We start from the raw sequence: 18,281 nt of genomic DNA on the forward strand, positions 1-18,281 counted from the left end.
GCATGCTGCACTATTCATCGGAGAGAGCGCGCAGACTCGTCTTGATCGAGCTTGCTTTTGTCGTGGCATCCGCGGTCCTCCAGGGAGTTGCATTCCTGCTACTCGTTCCCCTGCTGAGGTCACTGTTCACGGGGGAAACGTATGCCGTCGGCGGATGGCTCCTCGCCGAGGTCATCGTGGCGGTGCTGTATTTCGCTACGGCGTGGGTCGCAAGTCAGGTCGGCATGGAGGCCAGCACTGCCGTCCTAGAGTCTCTGCTCAAGCGACTAGGAGATCGTCTCGTCGACCTGCCGATCGCCTGGTTTGCTGCGGACCGGACCGGTCTCACGACGAGCATCGCAACGCAAGGCGCGATGTTCGTCTCCACCGCCCCGCACGCCGTGCTGCGGCCGATCCTGACCGGGTTCGTCACACCCGCGACGGTCCTCGTCGGGATGTACTTCTTGGATTGGCGGCTCGCCCTGGCGATGACCGTGATGGTCCCCGTCCTCGCCGTCGGGTACCGCATGATCCACACCGCGATCGGCCGTGGCGACAAAGTGCACGCCGAGGCTGCGTCGGAAGCGTCGAGCCGTATCATCGAGTTCGCCCGCGTCCAGCCGACGCTTCGCACCGCGGGAGACGGAGCGGTCGCCGACCGGCTCGTTTCGGAGGCGCTCGAGAACCAACACCACGCCTATCGTCGACTACTCTTCGGCGGCGGGGCCGGCATCGCCACCTTCGCAGGGCTTGTACAGCTCTCGATGACGGTCATCCTGGTCCTTGGGACACTCCTCGCCATCGGAGGATCGGTCGAGCCGGCGACCCTCATCGCACTGCTCGTCCTTGGCATCCGCTTCAACGAGCCGATCATGAACGCCGGCGATCTTGGCGGGGGCGTGGCCGTGGCCCGCACCACGCTCGACCACCTCGACGCGCTGTACGCCGTCGAGGCACTGCCCGAGCCGACCGCACCGGCCGTTCCCACCGACTGGAGCATCGAGTTCCGCAACGTCACCTTCGGTTACGGCGGACCGGCGGTGCTCCGCGGACTGAGTTTCACCGCCCCGGCCGGGCGCCTGACGGCCATCGTCGGTCCCTCCGGATCAGGCAAGACGACGATTACGAAGCTCATCGCCCGCTTCTACGACCCCGAGGTCGGATCGGTGTCGATCGGAGGCGTCCCCATTCCAGAACTCGGCACTGCGGTGATCGAAAACGCCGTAGCCCCGGTGTTCCAGGACGTGTATCTGTTCGACGACACGATCCTGAACAACGTCTGGGTCGGCAACCCCGGCCTGTCCCGCGACGAGGTCATAGACGCGGCGAGGCGTGCACGCGTGGACGAGATCGCCGGACGCCTTCCTGGCGGCTGGGACGCGCGCGTCGGCGAGGGGGGCTCGAACCTCTCCGGCGGCGAACGACAGCGCGTGTCCATCGCACGAGCGCTCCTCAAGGACGCACCGATCGTGCTGTTGGACGAAGCGACGTCCGCCCTCGACATCGGTAACGAGATCGCGATCGGCGATGCGATCGACCACGCACGCACGGGGCGCACGATGATCGTCGTCGCGCACCGCCTACAGACGATCATGACCGCAGACCGCATCATCATGCTCGACAGTGACGGGGGTGTTCGCGAGACCGGCACGCACGCCGATCTGCTCGCCGCGGGCGGCGCCTACGCCGACTACTGGCGGGAGCGAGTGGATGCCGCCGGCTGGCGGCTCGCCGACGCAGATTTCCCCGCGCATCCCGTGCACCCGACCCGAGAGGAACCTCAATGACTCAATCCACCGAAGCGAACGCCGCGGGCGCCGCACCTGTATCTGCACCCGCGAAGAGGTCACGGCACTTCAGTGCCCGCGACATCGTCAACGTTGCGATCTTCGCCGTCATCTACTTCGTCGTCGTGTTCGCCATGGCAATGCTCGGCGTCATCAGTCCCATGGTGATGATCGCCACGCTTTCCCTCACGCCGATCGTTGCCGGTATCCCGTACATGCTCTTCCTCACGCGTGTGCGTCACGCGGGGATGGTTTCTCTGATGGGTGCGGCACTGGCCGCCCTCGATCTGGTCATCGGTCACCCATGGCAGTCTGCGCTCCTCATTGTGGCGGTCTCACTCGCGGGCGAATTGATCATGGCTGCGGCGAACTACGGCAGCACGTGGGCCGCCATCTGGACCTACACGGTGTTCTCTGCATGGTTCATTGGACCGTGGGTGCCGTTCCTGATCGATCCTGCGGGATACCTCGCGAACTACGGCCTCGAAGCCTACGGCGAGGACTACGCCCGGGTCTTCCGCGAGCTCGTGACGGTGCCGACGATCCTGCTCATGTTCCTCGCGACCGTCATGTGTGGGTTCCTCGGCGGTCTGCTGGGCACCCGTCTGCTCGCAAAGCACTTCCGCAGGGCCGGCCTGGCATGACCCGCGTCGACACCGACAGCGCTCGTCGCACGGAAAAGCACGCCGTCGACGTCGACATCACGGACCCGCAGCCGCCCCGGGGGCTCGACCCGCGCACGGCCATCCTCCTCCTCGTTGCGACGAGTATCGCGGTCATGCAGGTCGATGGTGCGAGGTGGATGCCGGCGGCGTTCGCCGTGGGCCTCACTCTCACGGTCTGGGAGCGCGCGTGGCGCCGCGCCCTTACCCTGCTCGTCACCGTCGGCGTGCTCGCCGCTCTCGAGTCTTGGCTGCCGATCGTGTGGCCGAACGCGGTCACGACGACCGCTGGCGTCGGGGCCTCCTACCTGCTCCGCTTCGTTCTCGTCGCAGCCATCGGCGCTCACTTGATCGCCACTACCACTCCGACACGTCTGAGCGCCTCCCTGCGCGCGTGGCGGGTGCCCCGCCCGATCGCCGTGACACTCGGCGTCATGGTGCGCTTCTTCCCGGTGGTCGCCAACGAGGCGCACGCCGTCCTCGAGGCCATGCGACTGCGTGGCCTCGTCAACGCGCGCGGTGTCGCGCGGCACCCACTGCGAGCCGCCGAACAGTTCGTCGTGCCGATGATCGCCGCGAGCCTGCGCGCGAGCGATGACCTTTCAGCGGCCGCGATCCTGCGCGGCCTCGGCTCGCATCGCACGCCGGTACCGCTCGTGCCACCTCGCTTCGGGCTCGGCGACCTTCTCGTCGTGCTGTTCGCCGCAGCCCTCGCGACAACCACCCTGCTGTTGAGGGCCGTCACATGATCCCCGTCATTCGTGTTGAGGACGTCACGTGGACCTACCCGCACGCCCATGCACCGTCCCTGCGCGGGCTCGAGCTGTCGGTCCAGACGGGTGAAGTCGTCATTCTCTGCGGCGCATCTGGCTCCGGCAAGTCGACGGCGCTGCGGTTACTCAACGGGCTGGTGCCGCAGATCCACGACGACGGCGTCCTCACCGGCACCGTCACGGTCGCAGGGCTCGTTACGACCGCAGCTGAGCTCGACGCGCTGGGAGTCGTGACCGGCACCGTGCTGCAGCATCCGCGCCGGCAGTTCTTCACCGAGTCCGCCCGGGACGAGGTGTCCTTCGCGATGGAGAACCTTGGTTTCGAACGGGCACACGCGAGCGAGCGTGTGGACGCAGCGCTCGCCGTGCTGGCGCCGTTCGTGCCGCTCGGGCAGTCTCTGCAGCGGATGTCTGGCGGCGAGCAGCAGCAGGTGGCGATCGCCTCCGCCGCCACACACCAGCCTCGCGTGCTGCTGCTCGACGAGCCCTCATCCAACCTGTCGGCCGACGCCGTCGACCGGCTCGCCGCGACGCTCGGCGCGCTCAAAGCGGCCGGTATGACCATCGTCGTCGCCGAGCACCGCCTGCGCTATCTACAGGACGTGCTCGACCGTGTCGTCGTGATGCGCGACGGCGCGATCGACGTCGTCTGGACAGCGTCCGAGTTCCGCGGCATTGCCGACGAGACCTTAGCGGCGGAGGGGCTCCGCGGGGTCGTGCGAGCAGCGGCGCTTCCCGCTATCGCCGCGACCGGTGCGAGCGTCGCCGCACCCGCCGCGCCGGTGCCCGACGCAACGCTCGTGCTGGAAGACATCCGGTGCGCGTTCGACGGACGCACCGTCCTCAGCATCGACCGTGTCGCGTTCTCGGCCGGGCAGGTGACGGCTCTGCGCGGCTCAAACGGCGCAGGCAAATCCACCTTGGCCAGAATCGTGATCGGGCTGCAGCGCAGCACCGGCACCGTCCGATGGGAAGGCATGGCGCTCTCACGACGGGCGCGACAGGGGGCGAGCGCAATTGTGATGCAGGACGTGCAGCGTCAGCTGTTCACCGACAGCGTGGCGGCGGAGATCGCCCTTGCAGACACGGACGCGGCCCTGTCCGACCGTGCCGATATTCTCACCGACATGGATCTCGACCATCTCGCAGAGCGCCATCCGCTGTCGCTATCGGGTGGGCAGCAGCAACGCCTCGTCGTCGCGGCCGTACGTGTCGCCGGACGCCGCGTCGTCGTCTTCGACGAGCCGTCATCGGGAGTCGACCGCAGGCACCTGCAGTCAATCGCCACGCAGATCCGCCGCGTCGCGGCCGACGGCGCGGTCGTCCTGCTCATCAGCCACGATGAGGATCTGCTCACCTTCGCCGCGGACGCCGAACTTGTGCTCGTGCCGCCGCGTCCCGCCGCCGACCCGCGACCCGCGGCCACGTCGAACCCGTCAAGGAGGTGACATGACCTCCTCCGTTTCGGCGGGAACCACTCGGAAGCCTCAGATCCGCCTCGTCCTTGGGGCGGTGTTCGTGATCTACCTGGGACAGATGACGCTGAACCCGATCATCGCGCCACTGGCCCGCGAGGTCGGTCTCGCGGAATGGCAAGTCGGCGTCACGATCAGCACCGCCGCGCTCACCCTCGTCCTCACGAGCCAGTACTGGGGGCGTCGCTCGCAGTCGGCGGGCCGCAAACCGGTGCTCGTAATGGCCTTCGCGATAGCGACTGTCGCTACGGTGCTGTTCGCGGTCGTCGCCTGGCTCGGGATAACGGGCGCGCTGGCTGGAACCGTCCTCTTCCTGCTCTTCCTTGCACTTCGCGGCGTCGGCTTCGGTGCCGCGATCGCCGCCGTCCCGCCCACCGCGCAGGCGTACATCGCCGACGTCACGAGCGACGAGGCGGCCCGCGTCAAAGGCATGGTGGGTGTCGGCGCCGTGCAGGGGATGGCGATGATCGGCGGCGCGGCCGTCGGCGGCACGCCAGTGGGGCTCGACCTCTTGGCGCCGCTCATCGCTGTGCCGATCCTGCTTGGGGCCGGCCTTGTGCTCCTCGCACTCCGGCTGCGCCCGGAGCAGCGGCACGTACTCATCTCCGCTCCTGCCCGTGTCAGCCCGCGCGACACTCGGATCTGGCCGTTCCTCGTCGCCGGATTCGGGATGTTCACCGCCCTCGGCTTCATTCACGTGGTGATCGGATTCCTTGTGGAGGACCGGCTGGGGCTCGGCTCTGCGATGACGGGCGTGGTCACCGGCTGCGCCCTGCTCGCGGTGGGGTTCGGTCTCATCGTCGCGCAGGCGGCCATCGTGCCGCGCATCGGCTGGTCACCGGCGGCGCTCCTGCGCGTCGGGAGCATCGTCGCCCTCCTCGGCTTCGTCGTGCTGGTTCCTGACCTGGGCACCGTTCCGCTCGTCGTCGCGATCTTGCTGGTCGGCCTCGGCCTCGGGATTGCCAGCCCGGGCTACACCGCCGGGCCGTCGCTGCTCCTGCGACGGGAGGAACAGGGCGGACTGGCTGGGCTCATCGGGGGCGACCAACGGCCTCACGTTCGTCGTCGCACCCACGGCCGCTACCGTGCTCTACGGCGTGTGGCCCCCGCTCCCGGTGATCGTCGGTGCCGCGATATTGGCGATCGTCGCTGCGTTCGTAATGATCCATCCACGATTTCGCCGCGCGAGAAGTTCACCCATTTAACGCCAGCGCAAGCGAAGAGGTGCCAGCGGAAATGCGCCCCCCTCTCCTGTCGCCCTTCGTCTAGTAGCCCGAAACGGACTGGGACGACGCCCTGGCAGTCGACCTGACCGCCGCGGTACGCATGACGAAGGCCGCAACTCCGTCGCTCCAACAGACTCGAGGAACCGTCGTCAACGCCTCCTCGATCGGGGCACATCGCGTGGATGGACCGCAGCTCGCCTATAGCGTCGCGAAGACCGCCGTCACTTCTTTCGGCAGACCACGCCGACTAAGCGGCCCGGCGCTTCGCAGATTCGAACCCTATGGAAGATCAGTGGGCATTGAAACGCGCGTATTTCACTCGTCGATACTGAAAGATCAGGTCAGCAACGCGGTTACACCAAGTTCCGACAATGACGCCAAAATTACGTACCGCTGGAGGTAGCCACCCGCCGCCGTGATACAGAAAGAAGCGCTTGGATCGAATCGACACCGTACGTTTGCAAGGACTCAATCGACTCGCCTTCCTTGCTCCGGAATTCGCCACCGTGCGCCGACGCGGGCTCAACAAACGAACACGTCGTTCGCGGTCTGCTCGATGACCCTGATGATGCGGACGCCTCCGGCCTGGAAGGCGTTCTCGTCCTGGCCGAAACCCCGCCCGTCGCGGGCAGCACTAAAGCTGGCGAACAGGGCCTTCGCGGATACAATCGCCGCATTCTTCTGGCTTTCGCCTGCGTAGGTGACGAAGATGTTGTCAGCGTCGGCCCATGCAGCGGGCTGAACCGTCCGTCGGCGTCACCTACCTCGACAGCCCCACGACTCCGGCCGGGCCCTGGGCGCATCACGGGATCCTCGCCACCCTCATCGCCATCAGCGGCATGCTCGCCGCCGCGGTCGCGCCTATGGCAATCGCCGGCACCCTCCTGTGGAGTCTCCGCTTACCCATCCCACCGCGCCGTCAGCACGAACTCGAGACGACAAGGGGTGAGATTCGACGTGAAAGGTACTCCGCCGGCAACCAGGAGCTGTCAGACTCTGGTCATCCGCGGCGCCCACGCCTCCCCGACGGAGGCGCCGCGGTACCACCATCGAATTGTGTGCCCGGTTTCCGTCACCACTGAGGCCGGTTTTGTCGAACCGGTCATCGACCCCGACGTGGATCATCGCACCCGGTCCGGATGCCGATGCCTCAAGGTCTTCATCGGAAGGAACAACCGATACCGGCCCATGCGTGGCGAGTGAGGACGTTATGCTCGGCAAGGCAAAACGTGAAACCTCACCGTCTCGCTCCCGTTCGGTGAGTGAGCAAGCGCTGGAACCACCGCTCATTCCACGACGACCAGCCCGTGCCGTTCGAAGTCCTGCATACTCGTCGGGCGAGACATCAAAACCGGGCACCCCTTCGGCTACCCGGTCCGGAAGCACTCAGCTCATCGACGAAAGATGCAACGAACGGAGAGGTCCCCTTGACCGGTGCACAAGCCACCCAGATTCGCGTTCTCATCGTCGACGATGAGGAGGGCATTCGCGAACTACTCGCCGAGGTACTGACGGGGCAGGGGTGGACAGTCGAAACTGCCAGCACGGGCATGTCAGCCGTCCGTACAGCACTGACGTTCCAGCCAGATATCGCCGTGCTTGACATCGTGCTGCCCGACTTCAGCGGCCTGGACGTACTCGACCGCATACGCACGCAGTTACCCGATATCCGTGTGCTGTTCCTCACCGCGAACGACGCAGTCGAAGACCGCATTCTGGGCATTGATGCCGGTGGCGACGATTACGTCACCAAACCCTTCAGCATCGACGAAGTGGTGTCTCGACTCCGCGGTCTGCTCAGGCGCTCAAGCACCAGCGTTGGAGACAGCCAGAGCTCCGCTCTTCGTCTCGGTGATCTCGAGTTGGTCCCAGAGAGACACTGCGTGCGCCGCGCGGGGGAGGACATTCGCCTGACCGCGCGAGAATTCGCGCTGCTGCACTATCTGCTCGAGAACGCTGGTCGCGTCTTGTCAAAGGAGCAGATCTTGAACCAGGTCTGGGACTACGACTATGGCAGGGGATCAAATCTCGTCGAGCTCTACATCTCCTATCTGCGTCGCAAGATTGACGAGGGCAGACCGCCGATGATCCACACCATTCGACGCGTCGGCTACGTGATCCGAGCCGCCGAGCCGTCCGATGGCCGATAGATCGCTCGAACGCGCCCCGTTACGAGTCGCGATTGTGCGGATAATCGCAGTACTGGTTCTCGGCGCGACCACCGTCGTGACGCTGGGTTCGTTGATCGCGGTCTCTTCGACGCTCAATCGCCAGCTCGATGAGAGCATCGTTCTCGCTCTCAACACCAGTTTGGATTCGATCCACTCGCAGGTCGACGATCCCGAGGCGCTCCCGATGTACCGGTACGACGACTCTTTTCCGATCACCTCCGGTAGCTTCCGAGCCATTCTGGTCGACGACGTGGTGACGACCTCGAATATCTTCACCGGCAAGTACGTGCTGCGAACTCTCAATGCGCGGGAGAATCGGACGCTCGCCGCGAGCACTGAACCCGATGGGGGCCTTTTCACGATCAGCATTGACGGAAACCAGTACAGGTCTCTCGCGACGTACTACGACTACGACTCAAACGGTCGTGGGGCGGGTGGTGTGGTCGTCGTCGGAGTGGAGGAGACCCCGATCGTCTCCACGCTCATCACTCTCCTTGTCACCACGTGTGTGATGTCGTTGGTTGCTGCGACGGTCGCGGCAGTGTTGGGCTATCGCTCCGTTCGACGGGCGATGGTCCCGCTCGAACAGATCGTGGAGATCTCAGACGAGGTCGCGACGATGCCGCTTTCGTCCGGCGCGATCATCATCGGGCGTCGGTTGAATCCGGTAGAGCTGGGTGAGCGGACTGAGGCAGGGATGGTTGGTCTCGCGTTGAACCGCCTTCTGGACAATGTTGAGATGTCGCTCGACGCACGTTTCCAAACGGAAGAAGCGATGCGCCGCTTCGTAGCAGAAGCGAGTCATGAACTTCGTAATCCGCTGGCCTCGATTCGGGGCTACGCCGAGCACAACGCGCGGGCCTCGGACGTGCCAGACGAAGTCCGGCGCGGGCTGTCACGCATCACCTCGGAATCGATCCGCCTGTCGAGCCTGGTCGCAGACCTATTGACCCTCGCCAAACTTGACGCTGGGCGAGACCTTGCCCGATCCCCCACTGACCTTTCGCTCCTGCTCGTAGAAACTGTGGAGGACGCGCGAATTGCGTCTCCTGAACGTGTCTGGACGTTCAAGCTCCCGCCCACCCCGGTGATCGTTGAGAGCGATGAGGCTGCCATCCGCCAGGTCCTCATCAATCTCTGCGCAAACGCTCGCGAACACACCCCCGCGAAGACAGCAGTCACCGTTTCGCTGATTCCGGGCACCGAGTTCGTCGCCATCGAGGTCGCAGATCAGGGGCCGGGTATCGCCCCTGAGATCGTGCCGAGAATCTTCGACCGGTTCAGTCAGGGGCGGGTCGACTCATCGCGGCGTACCGGATCCGTCGGTCTCGGCTTAGCCATTGTCGACGCGACCGTCCAAGCACTCGGAGGCACCGTGAGTGTGCTGAGCTCCGTCGATGGCACAACCTTCCGGGTGCAGATCCCGCGCCAGCGCGCTTAAGTTAGTCCTAACTTCGACCCCTACGGTCAATGTCCATGAGGAAGAAACGCATGGTCATCGTCGTACTGGGGGCTTCGGCCATAGCTATTGCTGCAGCCAGCGTGTTTGCGTTGGGCGGATCGTTTTCGAGTCCCCCGGCCCCAACGTCGACCGTCAAGGTGACGAGGGGCGATGTCACCTCCACCGTCAGCGGCAAAGGTGCGATCTCCGCAGCGCAGACATCGAATGCTTCGTTCGCCCGCCCAGGAACCATCTCCTCCATCTCGGTGACCCTCGGACAAGCAGTCGCCGTCGGCCAGGACCTCGCCGCAGTCGATCCGGCCGACGCCGATCGTGCGTTAGAGAAGGCTCAAGAAGCTCTCTCAGCGGCGGACACCGCAGTCGTGAACGCGCGAAGCAGCTATGCCTCGGCGAAACAGAATCTGACAGACGCACGAGACACCCTCAATGCGATTGCACCAGACGCACCTGAGTATGCGTCAGCGGTGTCGTCGGTGCGCAGCCAGGAAGAATCGCTTCCCGGCCGAGACACGGATGTCGTAAACGCTGTGAAGGCTCGAGATGACGCCGCTCGAGAGATCGCTGCTGCGCAGGCGGCGCGAGACCAGACAGTACTCAAAGCACCGATCGCCGGGGTCGTGACGGCCATCAACGGGACCGTCGGTTCCGTGACCTCTGGCGGAGGCACCTCCAGCGAAGCACCCGCCGCCGACGCCGCAAAGCCGGCCGCTTCAACCGCGCTGATCACCATTTCGGACACATCCACGTTACGGGTCACTGCCCTCATCCCCGAGGCGGATATCGGCCGCGTTGCCCTCGAGCAAATCGCCAGTGTGACGCTGGCAGGTGGGCCATCCGAGGCCCCAACGTCAGGCACCATCGTCGCCGTAGCTCCAACCCCGCAGACATCCACTGACGGAGTCGTCAGCTACCCGGTGACAATCCAGCTGTCCAATCCGCCTGCGACCGTGAAACTCGGCCAGACGGGGTTCGTCGCCATCGTCACAGCCTCTCGGACAGCTGTGCTCACCCTGCCAGCTGCCGCTATCAATCAGTCGGTGCCTGGCAAGACAACGGTCATGAGAGTGCCAGCGGGCAAAAATGCGGCACCACGTTCCGTGCCGGTGACAATCGGCCTATCGGGCAACGGCATCATCGAGATTCTCGACGGTCTCGAACCAGGCGACATCATCGAGCTCCCGGCAGCAGGCAGCGCGGGGAAAGCACCAATGGGGAGCGCGCAATGACAGCCGCGATCGAGCTTCGGAGCGTCTACCGCACCTACAGCAGCGGCAATGGCGACGTGAACGCCCTGGACGGTGTCGACCTGGCTGTTCCGCAAGGCCAGTACCTAGCCATCGTCGGACCGTCCGGATCCGGGAAGTCCAGCCTGCTCAATATCCTCGGATGCCTCGACCGTCCCAGCTCGGGTTCGCTGCACATCGCCGGCACCCAGGTTGATGGACTCTCGGAACGAGAGGTTGCTCGTATCCGCAACACCGAAATCGGATACGTCTTCCAATCCTTCAATCTAATTCCCGCGCTTACCGCCATGGAGAACGTTGAACTCCCGATGGTCTATGCCGGCGTTGCACGCCGCGACCGCCGAGAACGAGCCAGGAACGCACTGCACCTGGTAGGTCTGCACGACCGCGAGCAGCATCGACCGAACCAGCTGTCGGGCGGACAACAACAACGCGTCGCAGTCGCCCGGTCCCTCGTGAACGAGCCAAGTTTCATTCTCGCCGACGAGCCAACAGGAAACCTGGACTCCCATGCAACAAACGGTGTCCTCCAGATTTTCGACGAACTCCATGAAGCAGGAGCAACCATCATCATCATCACTCACGAGGACGACGTAGCCGCTCGCGCACAACGCGTCATCACCATGCGGGACGGCTCAGTTATTCAGAACACCGAGAACGAGACGATGCGCTCATGACACTCGCTGAACTTGCCGCATCTTCTATCCGCGGCATCCGAGGAAACATCACCCGATCGGGACTCACTGTCCTCATGGTCCTCATCGGAGTCAGCTCTGTGATCACCCTGGTAGCCGTTGGCAACGGAACGACGAAACAGGTCAACGACCAAATCGCCTCCCTCGGCGCCAGTGCCATCGATCTGTTCCCCGGATACTCCCAAGACGTCGGACAATCACAGCTCACCCTCGATGACGCGACCGCGCTCTCGGAGAGCCCACTCGGCACAGACATCGACCTGGTGGCCCCCACCGCCGGCGGCTATACGAAGATCATCGCAGGCGCCGAAGCCGCCTCCGCCTCCATCATCGGAACAACCCCCGAGTACTTCACCATCAAGAACTCCCAGCTCGTCACGGGAAGAACCTTCACCCTGTCCGACGCCCTCGGCGGAGAAGCGGTCGGCGTCGTGGACCAGACACTCGCGAGCAAGCTGTTCCCCGAAGGACGCTCCGCGATCGGACAAACAATACTTGCTGGCGGCAGCCCCATCCGAGTCGTCGGAATCCTTGCACCCACCGCCGCCGACAAGAAATTCGGCACCCAAGGTGGAGATGGAACCCTCATAGCCCCAATCGACCGAATGCGCGCGACCATCAGCGGATACGGTCCCCTCGCAAGCATCACCCTTAGCGCACGTTCCCCCACCGCCGTCAACGCGGCAAAGACCCAAGCGGTCAGCATCCTTGCGGCTCGCGGAACACCATCCCCAAACATCTTCTCCTCCGACCAACTCCGCGAAACACTCGGCGGCGCCCAAGAAAGCCTGAACGGGATGCTCTCGAGCGTCGCCGCAATCAGCCTCCTCGTCGGCGGAATCGGCGTCACCAACGTCATGCTGCTGACCGTGCGCGAACGCACACGAGAAATCGGAATTCGAAAAGCTCTTGGCGCTCCAGCCCCCTCAATCGCGGGTCAGTTCGTCATCGAAGCGACCGCTCTCAGCGTGATCGGCGGAAGCCTCGGCGTCCTCACCGCGCTCATCGTCACTAGATTCCCCATCAATGGCGTCATGCCAGTCATCGATGGAACCACCGTGTTGCTGGCCGCTGGCCTTTCCGTAACAATCGGCATCTTCTTCGGAACGTACCCCGCGGTCCAAGCGGCCCGACTCAACCCGGTCGACGCCCTCCGCGTCGGCACCTAAATCAAGCGCTCCATCACACGCTCACCGAGAGGATCACCGTGAAGCATCCCAAGACAACACCCATGTCCGCCTCGTCCACCGAGCAAGAAAGTGCACAGACAACCGTGCTCATCGGAATCCTCGCCACCACGGTGATCCTTCTCGGCCTACTCCTCACACTCGCGTACACGCTCGTCTTCCTACTCTGACATCCCGTACCCTATTCTTTCCTTTCGGTCGGAAAGCACCGCAAACGGAGTACACATCAAACCAAGACCAAGATGCCTCCAATACTCTCCCCCTCCCCGAAGACTCATTCGAGGCACAGACGCGTAAACACCACAAGCGCTGGCATAGGCCGTGTCCAGCTGTCTGAAGGCGATGGATGAAGGGTGATCGCTGGTAGCCGGTGCCGACAAGAGCTCTAATTTCCCTCTAACGGTCGACGTTCGATCTGGAAGCCGTTCTCTAGAGCTGCGCGAATGAATCCACCGGCTCTGAAGCGACATGCGACGAACACTGCCCTTGGGTGCGCCCGTACGTCCTGAACGAACGGTCCCTCGAGCAGCTTAGACGCGGTCCTCGACAAGGTTGATTCGCGCACGGCACAGGAAACGAGCGTCGCCCTTGATGTTCCGCACCTGGGACGGCACCCCTGCCAAATGCAAGCGAGACCACTGAACGCCGCGAATAGCAACAGTCGCTCAACGCGATGCCCGGTATGAACCTGCCGGACTGGGACTGGGACTGGGATCAGCGCTAGCTCAGGAGAAGACCGATCCAAAGGATGGCGAGAAAGGAAGCGGACTGCAAGGGCCGGACTCATGCTCCATATCCTCGCCGTCTACCGTCAGCAGACGACCGTGAGCGTCACGCGAGCGCGACGGCCACAGGAAGACGGCCGGCGAAATCAGTAGTCTGCCGCGTCCGGACGTCGAGGTCGCGGACGACTCGGCTGAGACGTCGAGCGAGCCTCCGGTCAGATCACGGCCCTGTCGCCCATTTCAACGAGGGTCCGCCCCTGAGCGCGAGGTCGACGGCGACGGCCGTCCACCTGGAGCCCTCATTGGTCATGTTGAGTTCGTGGGGTTCGCGGCTCGCGCCCATCACTCCCCTTTCGTCGGAACGAACCCAACAACCTCACAATGAATCCGAAGTGGTCGTCTGTAAGACTGCGCGCCGCGCCGATCCCGGGAGCCGCGGCGAAGCATATTCCGGGGGCATCCCCGTGTGTTCGCTGAAGTATCACGGCGGCTGAGTGTTCGACCGCACGAGCTACGCCATCGAGCCGTTCAGAATCGTAAGAGGCGCTCAGATACAGTTGCCCGACGCCAGACTCGCCCCGTGAAACCTCCCGCATGCTCCGTTCGCTGTCCCGATCGGCAGATCCAGGGGGCAAGCGTCATGCCGTAGCTGCGAGTCTGGCGTGCGGACTGCTGGCGTACCGCGACTCTGCGGCGGCCGGAGTCGAGAGCCGGCACGTAGTGCGTTTCAGTTCCGTCGCGCTCTCGAGTTTCGTCATCCGGGTTGGGCTGCTCGATCTCCGAGACGACCCTTTCCGGCGCCCATTGCGCTCAGGGCTGACCGCCGCGGCCATTGGCTCGGCGCTCGCCACTGCTGAGGTGTCTGACGCCATCGACGCGCGACTGCACCAGATCCTTCTTCGTCGAGGATCGACCCATCCGCGCGTCGTCTTTGCTTGCGCCGCCGAGACAGTGATGGCTCTAGCTCGCTTTCCCGCTCGAAGTACTTCATCACGATCCGAACCAGACAGCCTCGCTCCGGCAGAGGCACGCACGGTCGACCTGCCAGCAGACGTCCGAACCCTAGTAGATGCCCTTCCTCCGGGTGCAGCACCTGCTATCCCGACCATCGCAACCGACATGGTGGCAAGGATCACCGCGAAACCGGCGCGCTTTTTCGTAAACAGATTGGCCCCCGATGAGTATCATCCGACAGCCTCAAGACGAACCGCAAACGGAGAATTCTCGAGGGGGTCGTGCGGGACGGCCCGATGACCAACCGACACGCTCGCTACGTCCAGGAGAGATTCAGACAACGTGCTCCCGTTAGCGCAGCTGCGCGTCAAGTTCGGCGAGTTCGTCCACGATTCGGTGCCGTTCGCACGGCGTGAACCGTCGAATCTGCATTGAAAGAACAGCGGCTGCTGCGACCGGACCCAGATCGAACGCTTGCTCAACAGCCAGCCGGAGGTCATCCACATCGCCCGAGACGGCGGCACAGGCATCGATGAGTTACCCCGGCTGATCGAGCACCGCGATATACACAAGCAGAGTGTCGCAACGCATCAGCTGATCCTGCCGATCGTCAGTCACACCACGAGTTTACCGGCGATCTCGACGCCGACGCCATGGCGCATCCAGTGGTCAACCTTCCCTGGGGCCGCGCTTGCGGCTGCCAGCAGAGTCCTGGCCTCATCGAATTCACGGCCGGACATGCTGCGCGCCGAGCCAGTTTTTCGGGCACGAAGACAGTGCGCAAGGGACATCGAACCGATGGAACACGAGCTCATCGCCGAACGCGACATCGACGTGGTCGGCGTCGAGCACGGTATGGCTGCGCATCTGCAGCACGCGCTGGCAGGGCGACCTCCATACGTGCACATCGATTGCGATGTTCTCGAGCCGGGCACGGTTCCCACGGACTATCGAGTCGCCGCTGGTCTGACCCTCGCACAGCTGACCGCGTGCGCCCACGCCATTGCACGATCCGAGGTCGTCGGGCTCCAGATCGGTGAACTCGAGACCGACGACGCGCCTTCATCCGACTCCCGACGGGACGCGCAATCGATCATGCACGCACTCGAAGCCCTCATGCTCGCGATGGAGCGCAGCACTGCCCTGGTGCCGCTGGGCGGCGGCCCGGGCACGGCTGGTGAAGCGGAGCGCCGGTGACAGCGGCCACGTCCAGAATCAACGCACGGCAGGACCTCTGCGAGGGCGACGGAGCGCTACGACTCCCAGCACCAGCATCACTGCCCCGAGCGCACCTGCCATACCCGGGTCGACCCCGGTCTCCGCCAGTCGCTCCCCCGCGACTGCAGGAGGCTCCTGAGACGGCGATTCCTGCGGGACCGGCGCTGGTGGAACAGCAGGCTCCAATCCCGGCGACGCCCCGCACTTGTCCGTGACGATGAAACCGATCCGCTCGATCGTCCAGTCGGCCGCGACCTCACTGCCGAAGGCGACCGTGAAGAACGCACGCTCGGAGGGCACGGGTTCGCCGAACATCGTCGTTCCGGAGACGGTCTGGGACAGCTCGCTCGGCGGGAGGACACGGGTCAGATCGGACGTCGCACCGGCATCCTCCCGAGTCGGATCCGGCGCGGTGAACGGCGTGACCTGCACAGCTGTCGACGCCCTGCTACCCGCAACCGTCACGGTCATGGTGAGACCGTTGACCAAACGGATGCATCCCGCCTCGGGAGCCGGCACCATCAATCCTGTGCCCGTCACCGTCGGTATCTCTGCGGTCGAGAACGCATACGGGAGAGCGATCGACCCCGGAGCGGTGAGCGGGGCCCGGTCACCCCACACAGCTGCATCCAGCGGCACAGCGATCGCACCGACGACCTCCGACGTCTCGGCTCGAGCCGCCGAAGGAACGAGCATCAGGAGGCACACGGCGATGCCGCAGCCGCTGAGGATGTTGCGCATGGAGTCGGACCTTTCAGACGGATCGGAACATGGCGGAAGCATGTGACCTCACGGGTCAACGGCCTCCTACCGGGGTAGTTTCACAGCTCGACAACCCGAATGGACGGGACGCTCGGGTGATCTTTCGGGTGACCTCTCGAGAGCCGGCCGAGCAACTCGACCAGCATGGCGAGCTGTCCACCGCGTTGGACGACTCCGGATCGGGCGCGCACATCGATATCCCCCAGATGGTCGATGGCGGTCCGGGAATCAGTTCTCTACCGTGACATCGTGACCCACGATGAGACGACGAACCAGCCGTTCCAGACAACGCCGCAGATGCCTGCCGTACGACCGATCGCCGTCCGGCGCGCACGACTCCGCCTCGCCGCTTTCCTCCTCCTCATTCAAGGCCTTGCCATGGAGGGGCTCATCACGCTCGCCCTACCAGTCATGCTCGCCCTGGGCCTGATCCCCGGGGATCTGCCACCCGGCGTCCATGTTTTCGCTCTGCCCGACCTGAACGACAACCTCGCACTGATGATGGTCATGAGCGGCATCTTCGGCGCACTCCGCACCGTCGGCGCGATCGGCGTGCTGAAGAACCGCGCCTGGGGTCTCCACCTCTCCCTGATCAACTGCACCGTCACCCTCGTGCTCATGATCTTCATGCTGCCCGCCGGCATCGTCGACGGCATCCTCTCCGGCGGCGCCCTGGTCCTCCTACTCATGGCTCGATCCGGACGCGACAGCATTCTCCCCTCGACGGACGACTCCGAGGACCGGGCCGCGCAACGGCGCACTCGTTCCGCCGGTGGTCGCTGAGGTTCTGCAGCAGGGCCGCCGAGGAGCACCCCAGGGGACAACACTGGGATGGTCTTCCTGACGAAGCTCGGCACGCCGATCGAGCAGCCAGGCTTTCTCCACGGCAGCGAGCACGTCCGTCAGGTTTTACAAACGCTTCTGCAGCTGCGGTGTCGTCGTCGGCGATGACTTGCCCGGGTCTTACTGTGGTGTTCTGGGCACCGTCTCGTCTCGATGTGACACGCTACTTCCAACCCCACCATCGATGCTCCGTATCCTGGACCACCGGTGTATCTTCGGGCCCCACCGGTGATCGCAAGCCATACGGGTCGCTCACTCCACGTCCGACCCGGAGACGTGTGGCACCGGCCCTGAAAGGGGAGGCACTTGACCGAGACAGCAGCGCCGGACGCCGCCGCCATCCCGCCCCGCAGGAAGTCTGGGTGGTTGTTCACCCGTGATCTCCTGATCATCGTCGCGATCGCCCTCCTGGCATCGGTCCTGATCAAGTCCTTCCTCGTGCGCTCGTTCTACATACCTTCGGGCTCAATGGAGAACACACTGCAGAAAGAAGACCGCGTGTTGGTGAATCAGCTCGAGCCACGGCTTCTACCCATCGAGCGAGGAGACATCGTCGTCTTCACAGATCCTGGCGGCTGGCTAGCCCCGAAACCGGAGCCCAACAAGGAGCCGGCGCAGGCGGCCCTCGACTGGGTACTGCAGGGCATCGGCCTCGCCGCCGATGACGCGAACGACCACCTCATCAAACGGGTCATCGGTCTTCCCGGCGACCACGTCGTGTGTTGCAACCCTCTCGGCCAGATCACCATCAACGACGTACCAGTCGACGAACACAGCTACATCAAACCCCACGGCGAAGGAACCGCGGCCTCCTCGATGACGTTCGACGTGATCGTTCCTCCAAACGCGCTCTGGGTGCTGGGTGACAACCGCAGCAACTCCCAAGACTCCCGCTACCACCCGACGCTGCCAGGGAAAGGCTTCGTCCCGATCGACAACGTCGTCGGGCGCGCCATCCTGACCACCTGGCCAACCAACCGATGGAGCTGGCTCGACAACCACAGCACCGTCTTCCTCGGCGTACCCTCGAGCGTCAACGACCGGTGAAACTGCCCAAGCCGTCCGTCGCGCTCTGACGACACGTCCGAAAGGGTGAACTCCGGGGTGAGTTCGCTAAC

The 18,281-nt window shown here is 64.3% G+C and carries 16 protein-coding genes; 15 read left to right on the forward strand and 1 reads right to left on the reverse strand.

What is annotated here, in order from left to right; all coding sequences use genetic code 11:
- Positions 1-2 precede the first annotated feature (2 nt).
- The 13 genes from IFU30_RS13395 to IFU30_RS20105 all read left to right on the forward strand — a co-directional run bounded on the left by IFU30_RS13395 (position 3) and on the right by IFU30_RS20105 (position 15,537).
- On the forward strand, positions 3-1,766 hold the full coding sequence (locus IFU30_RS13395; RefSeq protein WP_249404859.1) for an ABC transporter ATP-binding protein: 1,764 nt from the start codon (positions 3-5) through the stop codon (positions 1,764-1,766).
- On the forward strand, positions 1,763-2,410 hold the full coding sequence (locus tag IFU30_RS13400) for an MptD family putative ECF transporter S component (protein ID WP_137243577.1): 648 nt from the start codon (positions 1,763-1,765) through the stop codon (positions 2,408-2,410). The genes IFU30_RS13395 and IFU30_RS13400 overlap by 4 nt, the downstream gene beginning before the upstream one ends.
- Complete coding sequence (locus IFU30_RS13405) at positions 2,407-3,177, forward strand: energy-coupling factor transporter transmembrane component T (RefSeq protein ID WP_137243578.1); 771 nt, start codon at positions 2,407-2,409, stop codon at positions 3,175-3,177. Before IFU30_RS13400 ends, IFU30_RS13405 begins: the two co-directional genes overlap by 4 nt.
- Positions 3,174-4,649 (forward strand): ATP-binding cassette domain-containing protein, encoded by a 1,476-nt coding sequence (locus IFU30_RS13410; protein ID WP_137243579.1) that lies wholly within the window; start codon positions 3,174-3,176, stop codon positions 4,647-4,649. Before IFU30_RS13405 ends, IFU30_RS13410 begins: the two co-directional genes overlap by 4 nt.
- Position 4,650: 1 nt before the next feature.
- The gene (locus IFU30_RS13415) at positions 4,651-5,988 is read left to right on the forward strand and encodes an MFS transporter (protein ID WP_197977579.1); all 1,338 of its coding nucleotides are present in this window, start codon (positions 4,651-4,653) and stop codon (positions 5,986-5,988) included.
- Between the two features lie 14 nt (positions 5,989-6,002).
- Positions 6,003-6,305 carry a hypothetical protein gene (locus tag IFU30_RS21045; protein WP_428844508.1) on the forward strand — a complete coding sequence of 101 codons (303 nt, stop codon included), beginning with the start codon at positions 6,003-6,005 and terminating at the stop codon, positions 6,303-6,305.
- 1,024 nt (positions 6,306-7,329) lie between these two features.
- On the forward strand, positions 7,330-8,052 hold the full coding sequence (locus tag IFU30_RS13425; protein ID WP_191941592.1) for a response regulator transcription factor: 723 nt from the start codon (positions 7,330-7,332) through the stop codon (positions 8,050-8,052).
- On the forward strand, positions 8,042-9,514 hold the full coding sequence (locus IFU30_RS13430) for a sensor histidine kinase (protein ID WP_137243580.1): 1,473 nt from the start codon (positions 8,042-8,044) through the stop codon (positions 9,512-9,514). Before IFU30_RS13425 ends, IFU30_RS13430 begins: the two co-directional genes overlap by 11 nt.
- Before the next feature lie 35 nt (positions 9,515-9,549).
- Complete coding sequence (locus tag IFU30_RS13435; protein ID WP_192005571.1) at positions 9,550-10,761, forward strand: efflux RND transporter periplasmic adaptor subunit; 1,212 nt, start codon at positions 9,550-9,552, stop codon at positions 10,759-10,761.
- Positions 10,758-11,456, forward strand: coding sequence for an ABC transporter ATP-binding protein (locus IFU30_RS13440; RefSeq protein ID WP_137243582.1), 699 nt, complete (start codon positions 10,758-10,760; stop codon positions 11,454-11,456). Before IFU30_RS13435 ends, IFU30_RS13440 begins: the two co-directional genes overlap by 4 nt.
- Positions 11,453-12,643: an ABC transporter permease gene (locus tag IFU30_RS13445; RefSeq protein WP_137243583.1), complete on the forward strand. Its 1,191-nt coding sequence runs from the start codon at positions 11,453-11,455 to the stop codon at positions 12,641-12,643. The genes IFU30_RS13440 and IFU30_RS13445 overlap by 4 nt, the downstream gene beginning before the upstream one ends.
- Positions 12,644-12,705: 62 nt before the next feature.
- Entirely contained in the window at positions 12,706-12,831 is a 126-nt protein-coding gene (locus IFU30_RS20705; RefSeq protein WP_256431135.1) for a hypothetical protein, read from the forward strand.
- 1,983 nt (positions 12,832-14,814) lie between these two features.
- A complete protein-coding gene (locus tag IFU30_RS20105) occupies positions 14,815-15,537 on the forward strand; it encodes an arginase family protein (RefSeq protein WP_197977580.1) in 723 nt (240 codons plus the stop codon).
- A gap of 18 nt (positions 15,538-15,555) precedes the next feature.
- On the opposite strand, the gene IFU30_RS13455 is transcribed toward IFU30_RS20105, so the two are convergent.
- Positions 15,556-16,029: a hypothetical protein gene (locus IFU30_RS13455; RefSeq protein WP_192005572.1), complete on the reverse strand. Its 474-nt coding sequence runs from the start codon at positions 16,027-16,029 to the stop codon at positions 15,556-15,558.
- A 540-nt stretch (positions 16,030-16,569) separates the two neighbouring features.
- On the opposite strand from IFU30_RS13455, the gene IFU30_RS13460 reads away from it, so the two are divergent.
- Positions 16,570-17,103, forward strand: coding sequence for a hypothetical protein (locus IFU30_RS13460; protein WP_137243585.1), 534 nt, complete (start codon positions 16,570-16,572; stop codon positions 17,101-17,103).
- 366 nt (positions 17,104-17,469) lie between these two features.
- Positions 17,470-18,210, forward strand: coding sequence for a signal peptidase I (lepB, locus tag IFU30_RS13465; RefSeq protein ID WP_137243586.1), 741 nt, complete (start codon positions 17,470-17,472; stop codon positions 18,208-18,210).
- Positions 18,211-18,281: the final 71 nt, after the last annotated feature.

The organism is Plantibacter sp. CFBP 8798 (assembly GCF_014841195.1).
Classification (GTDB): Bacteria; Actinomycetota; Actinomycetes; order Actinomycetales; family Microbacteriaceae; genus Plantibacter; species Plantibacter auratus.

What these genes read in the sequence shown, in the direction of transcription:
- IFU30_RS13395 (WP_249404859.1), top strand. Translation starts at nt 3, where the DNA reads ATGCTGCACTATTCATCGGAGAGAGCGCGCAGACTCGTCTTGATCGAG.
- IFU30_RS13400 (WP_137243577.1), top strand. Translation starts at nt 1,763, where the DNA reads ATGACTCAATCCACCGAAGCGAACGCCGCGGGCGCCGCACCTGTATCT.
- IFU30_RS13405 (WP_137243578.1), top strand. Translation starts at nt 2,407, where the DNA reads ATGACCCGCGTCGACACCGACAGCGCTCGTCGCACGGAAAAGCACGCC.
- IFU30_RS13410 (WP_137243579.1), top strand. Translation starts at nt 3,174, where the DNA reads ATGATCCCCGTCATTCGTGTTGAGGACGTCACGTGGACCTACCCGCAC.
- IFU30_RS13415 (WP_197977579.1), top strand. Translation starts at nt 4,651, where the DNA reads ATGACCTCCTCCGTTTCGGCGGGAACCACTCGGAAGCCTCAGATCCGC.
- IFU30_RS21045 (WP_428844508.1), top strand. Translation starts at nt 6,003, where the DNA reads ATGACGAAGGCCGCAACTCCGTCGCTCCAACAGACTCGAGGAACCGTC.
- IFU30_RS13430 (WP_137243580.1), top strand. Translation starts at nt 8,042, where the DNA reads ATGGCCGATAGATCGCTCGAACGCGCCCCGTTACGAGTCGCGATTGTG.
- IFU30_RS13435 (WP_192005571.1), top strand. Translation starts at nt 9,550, where the DNA reads ATGAGGAAGAAACGCATGGTCATCGTCGTACTGGGGGCTTCGGCCATA.
- IFU30_RS13440 (WP_137243582.1), top strand. Translation starts at nt 10,758, where the DNA reads ATGACAGCCGCGATCGAGCTTCGGAGCGTCTACCGCACCTACAGCAGC.
- IFU30_RS13445 (WP_137243583.1), top strand. Translation starts at nt 11,453, where the DNA reads ATGACACTCGCTGAACTTGCCGCATCTTCTATCCGCGGCATCCGAGGA.
- IFU30_RS20705 (WP_256431135.1), top strand. Translation starts at nt 12,706, where the DNA reads ATGTCCGCCTCGTCCACCGAGCAAGAAAGTGCACAGACAACCGTGCTC.
- IFU30_RS13455 (WP_192005572.1), bottom strand. Translation starts at nt 16,029, where the DNA reads ATGACCGTGACGGTTGCGGGTAGCAGGGCGTCGACAGCTGTGCAGGTC.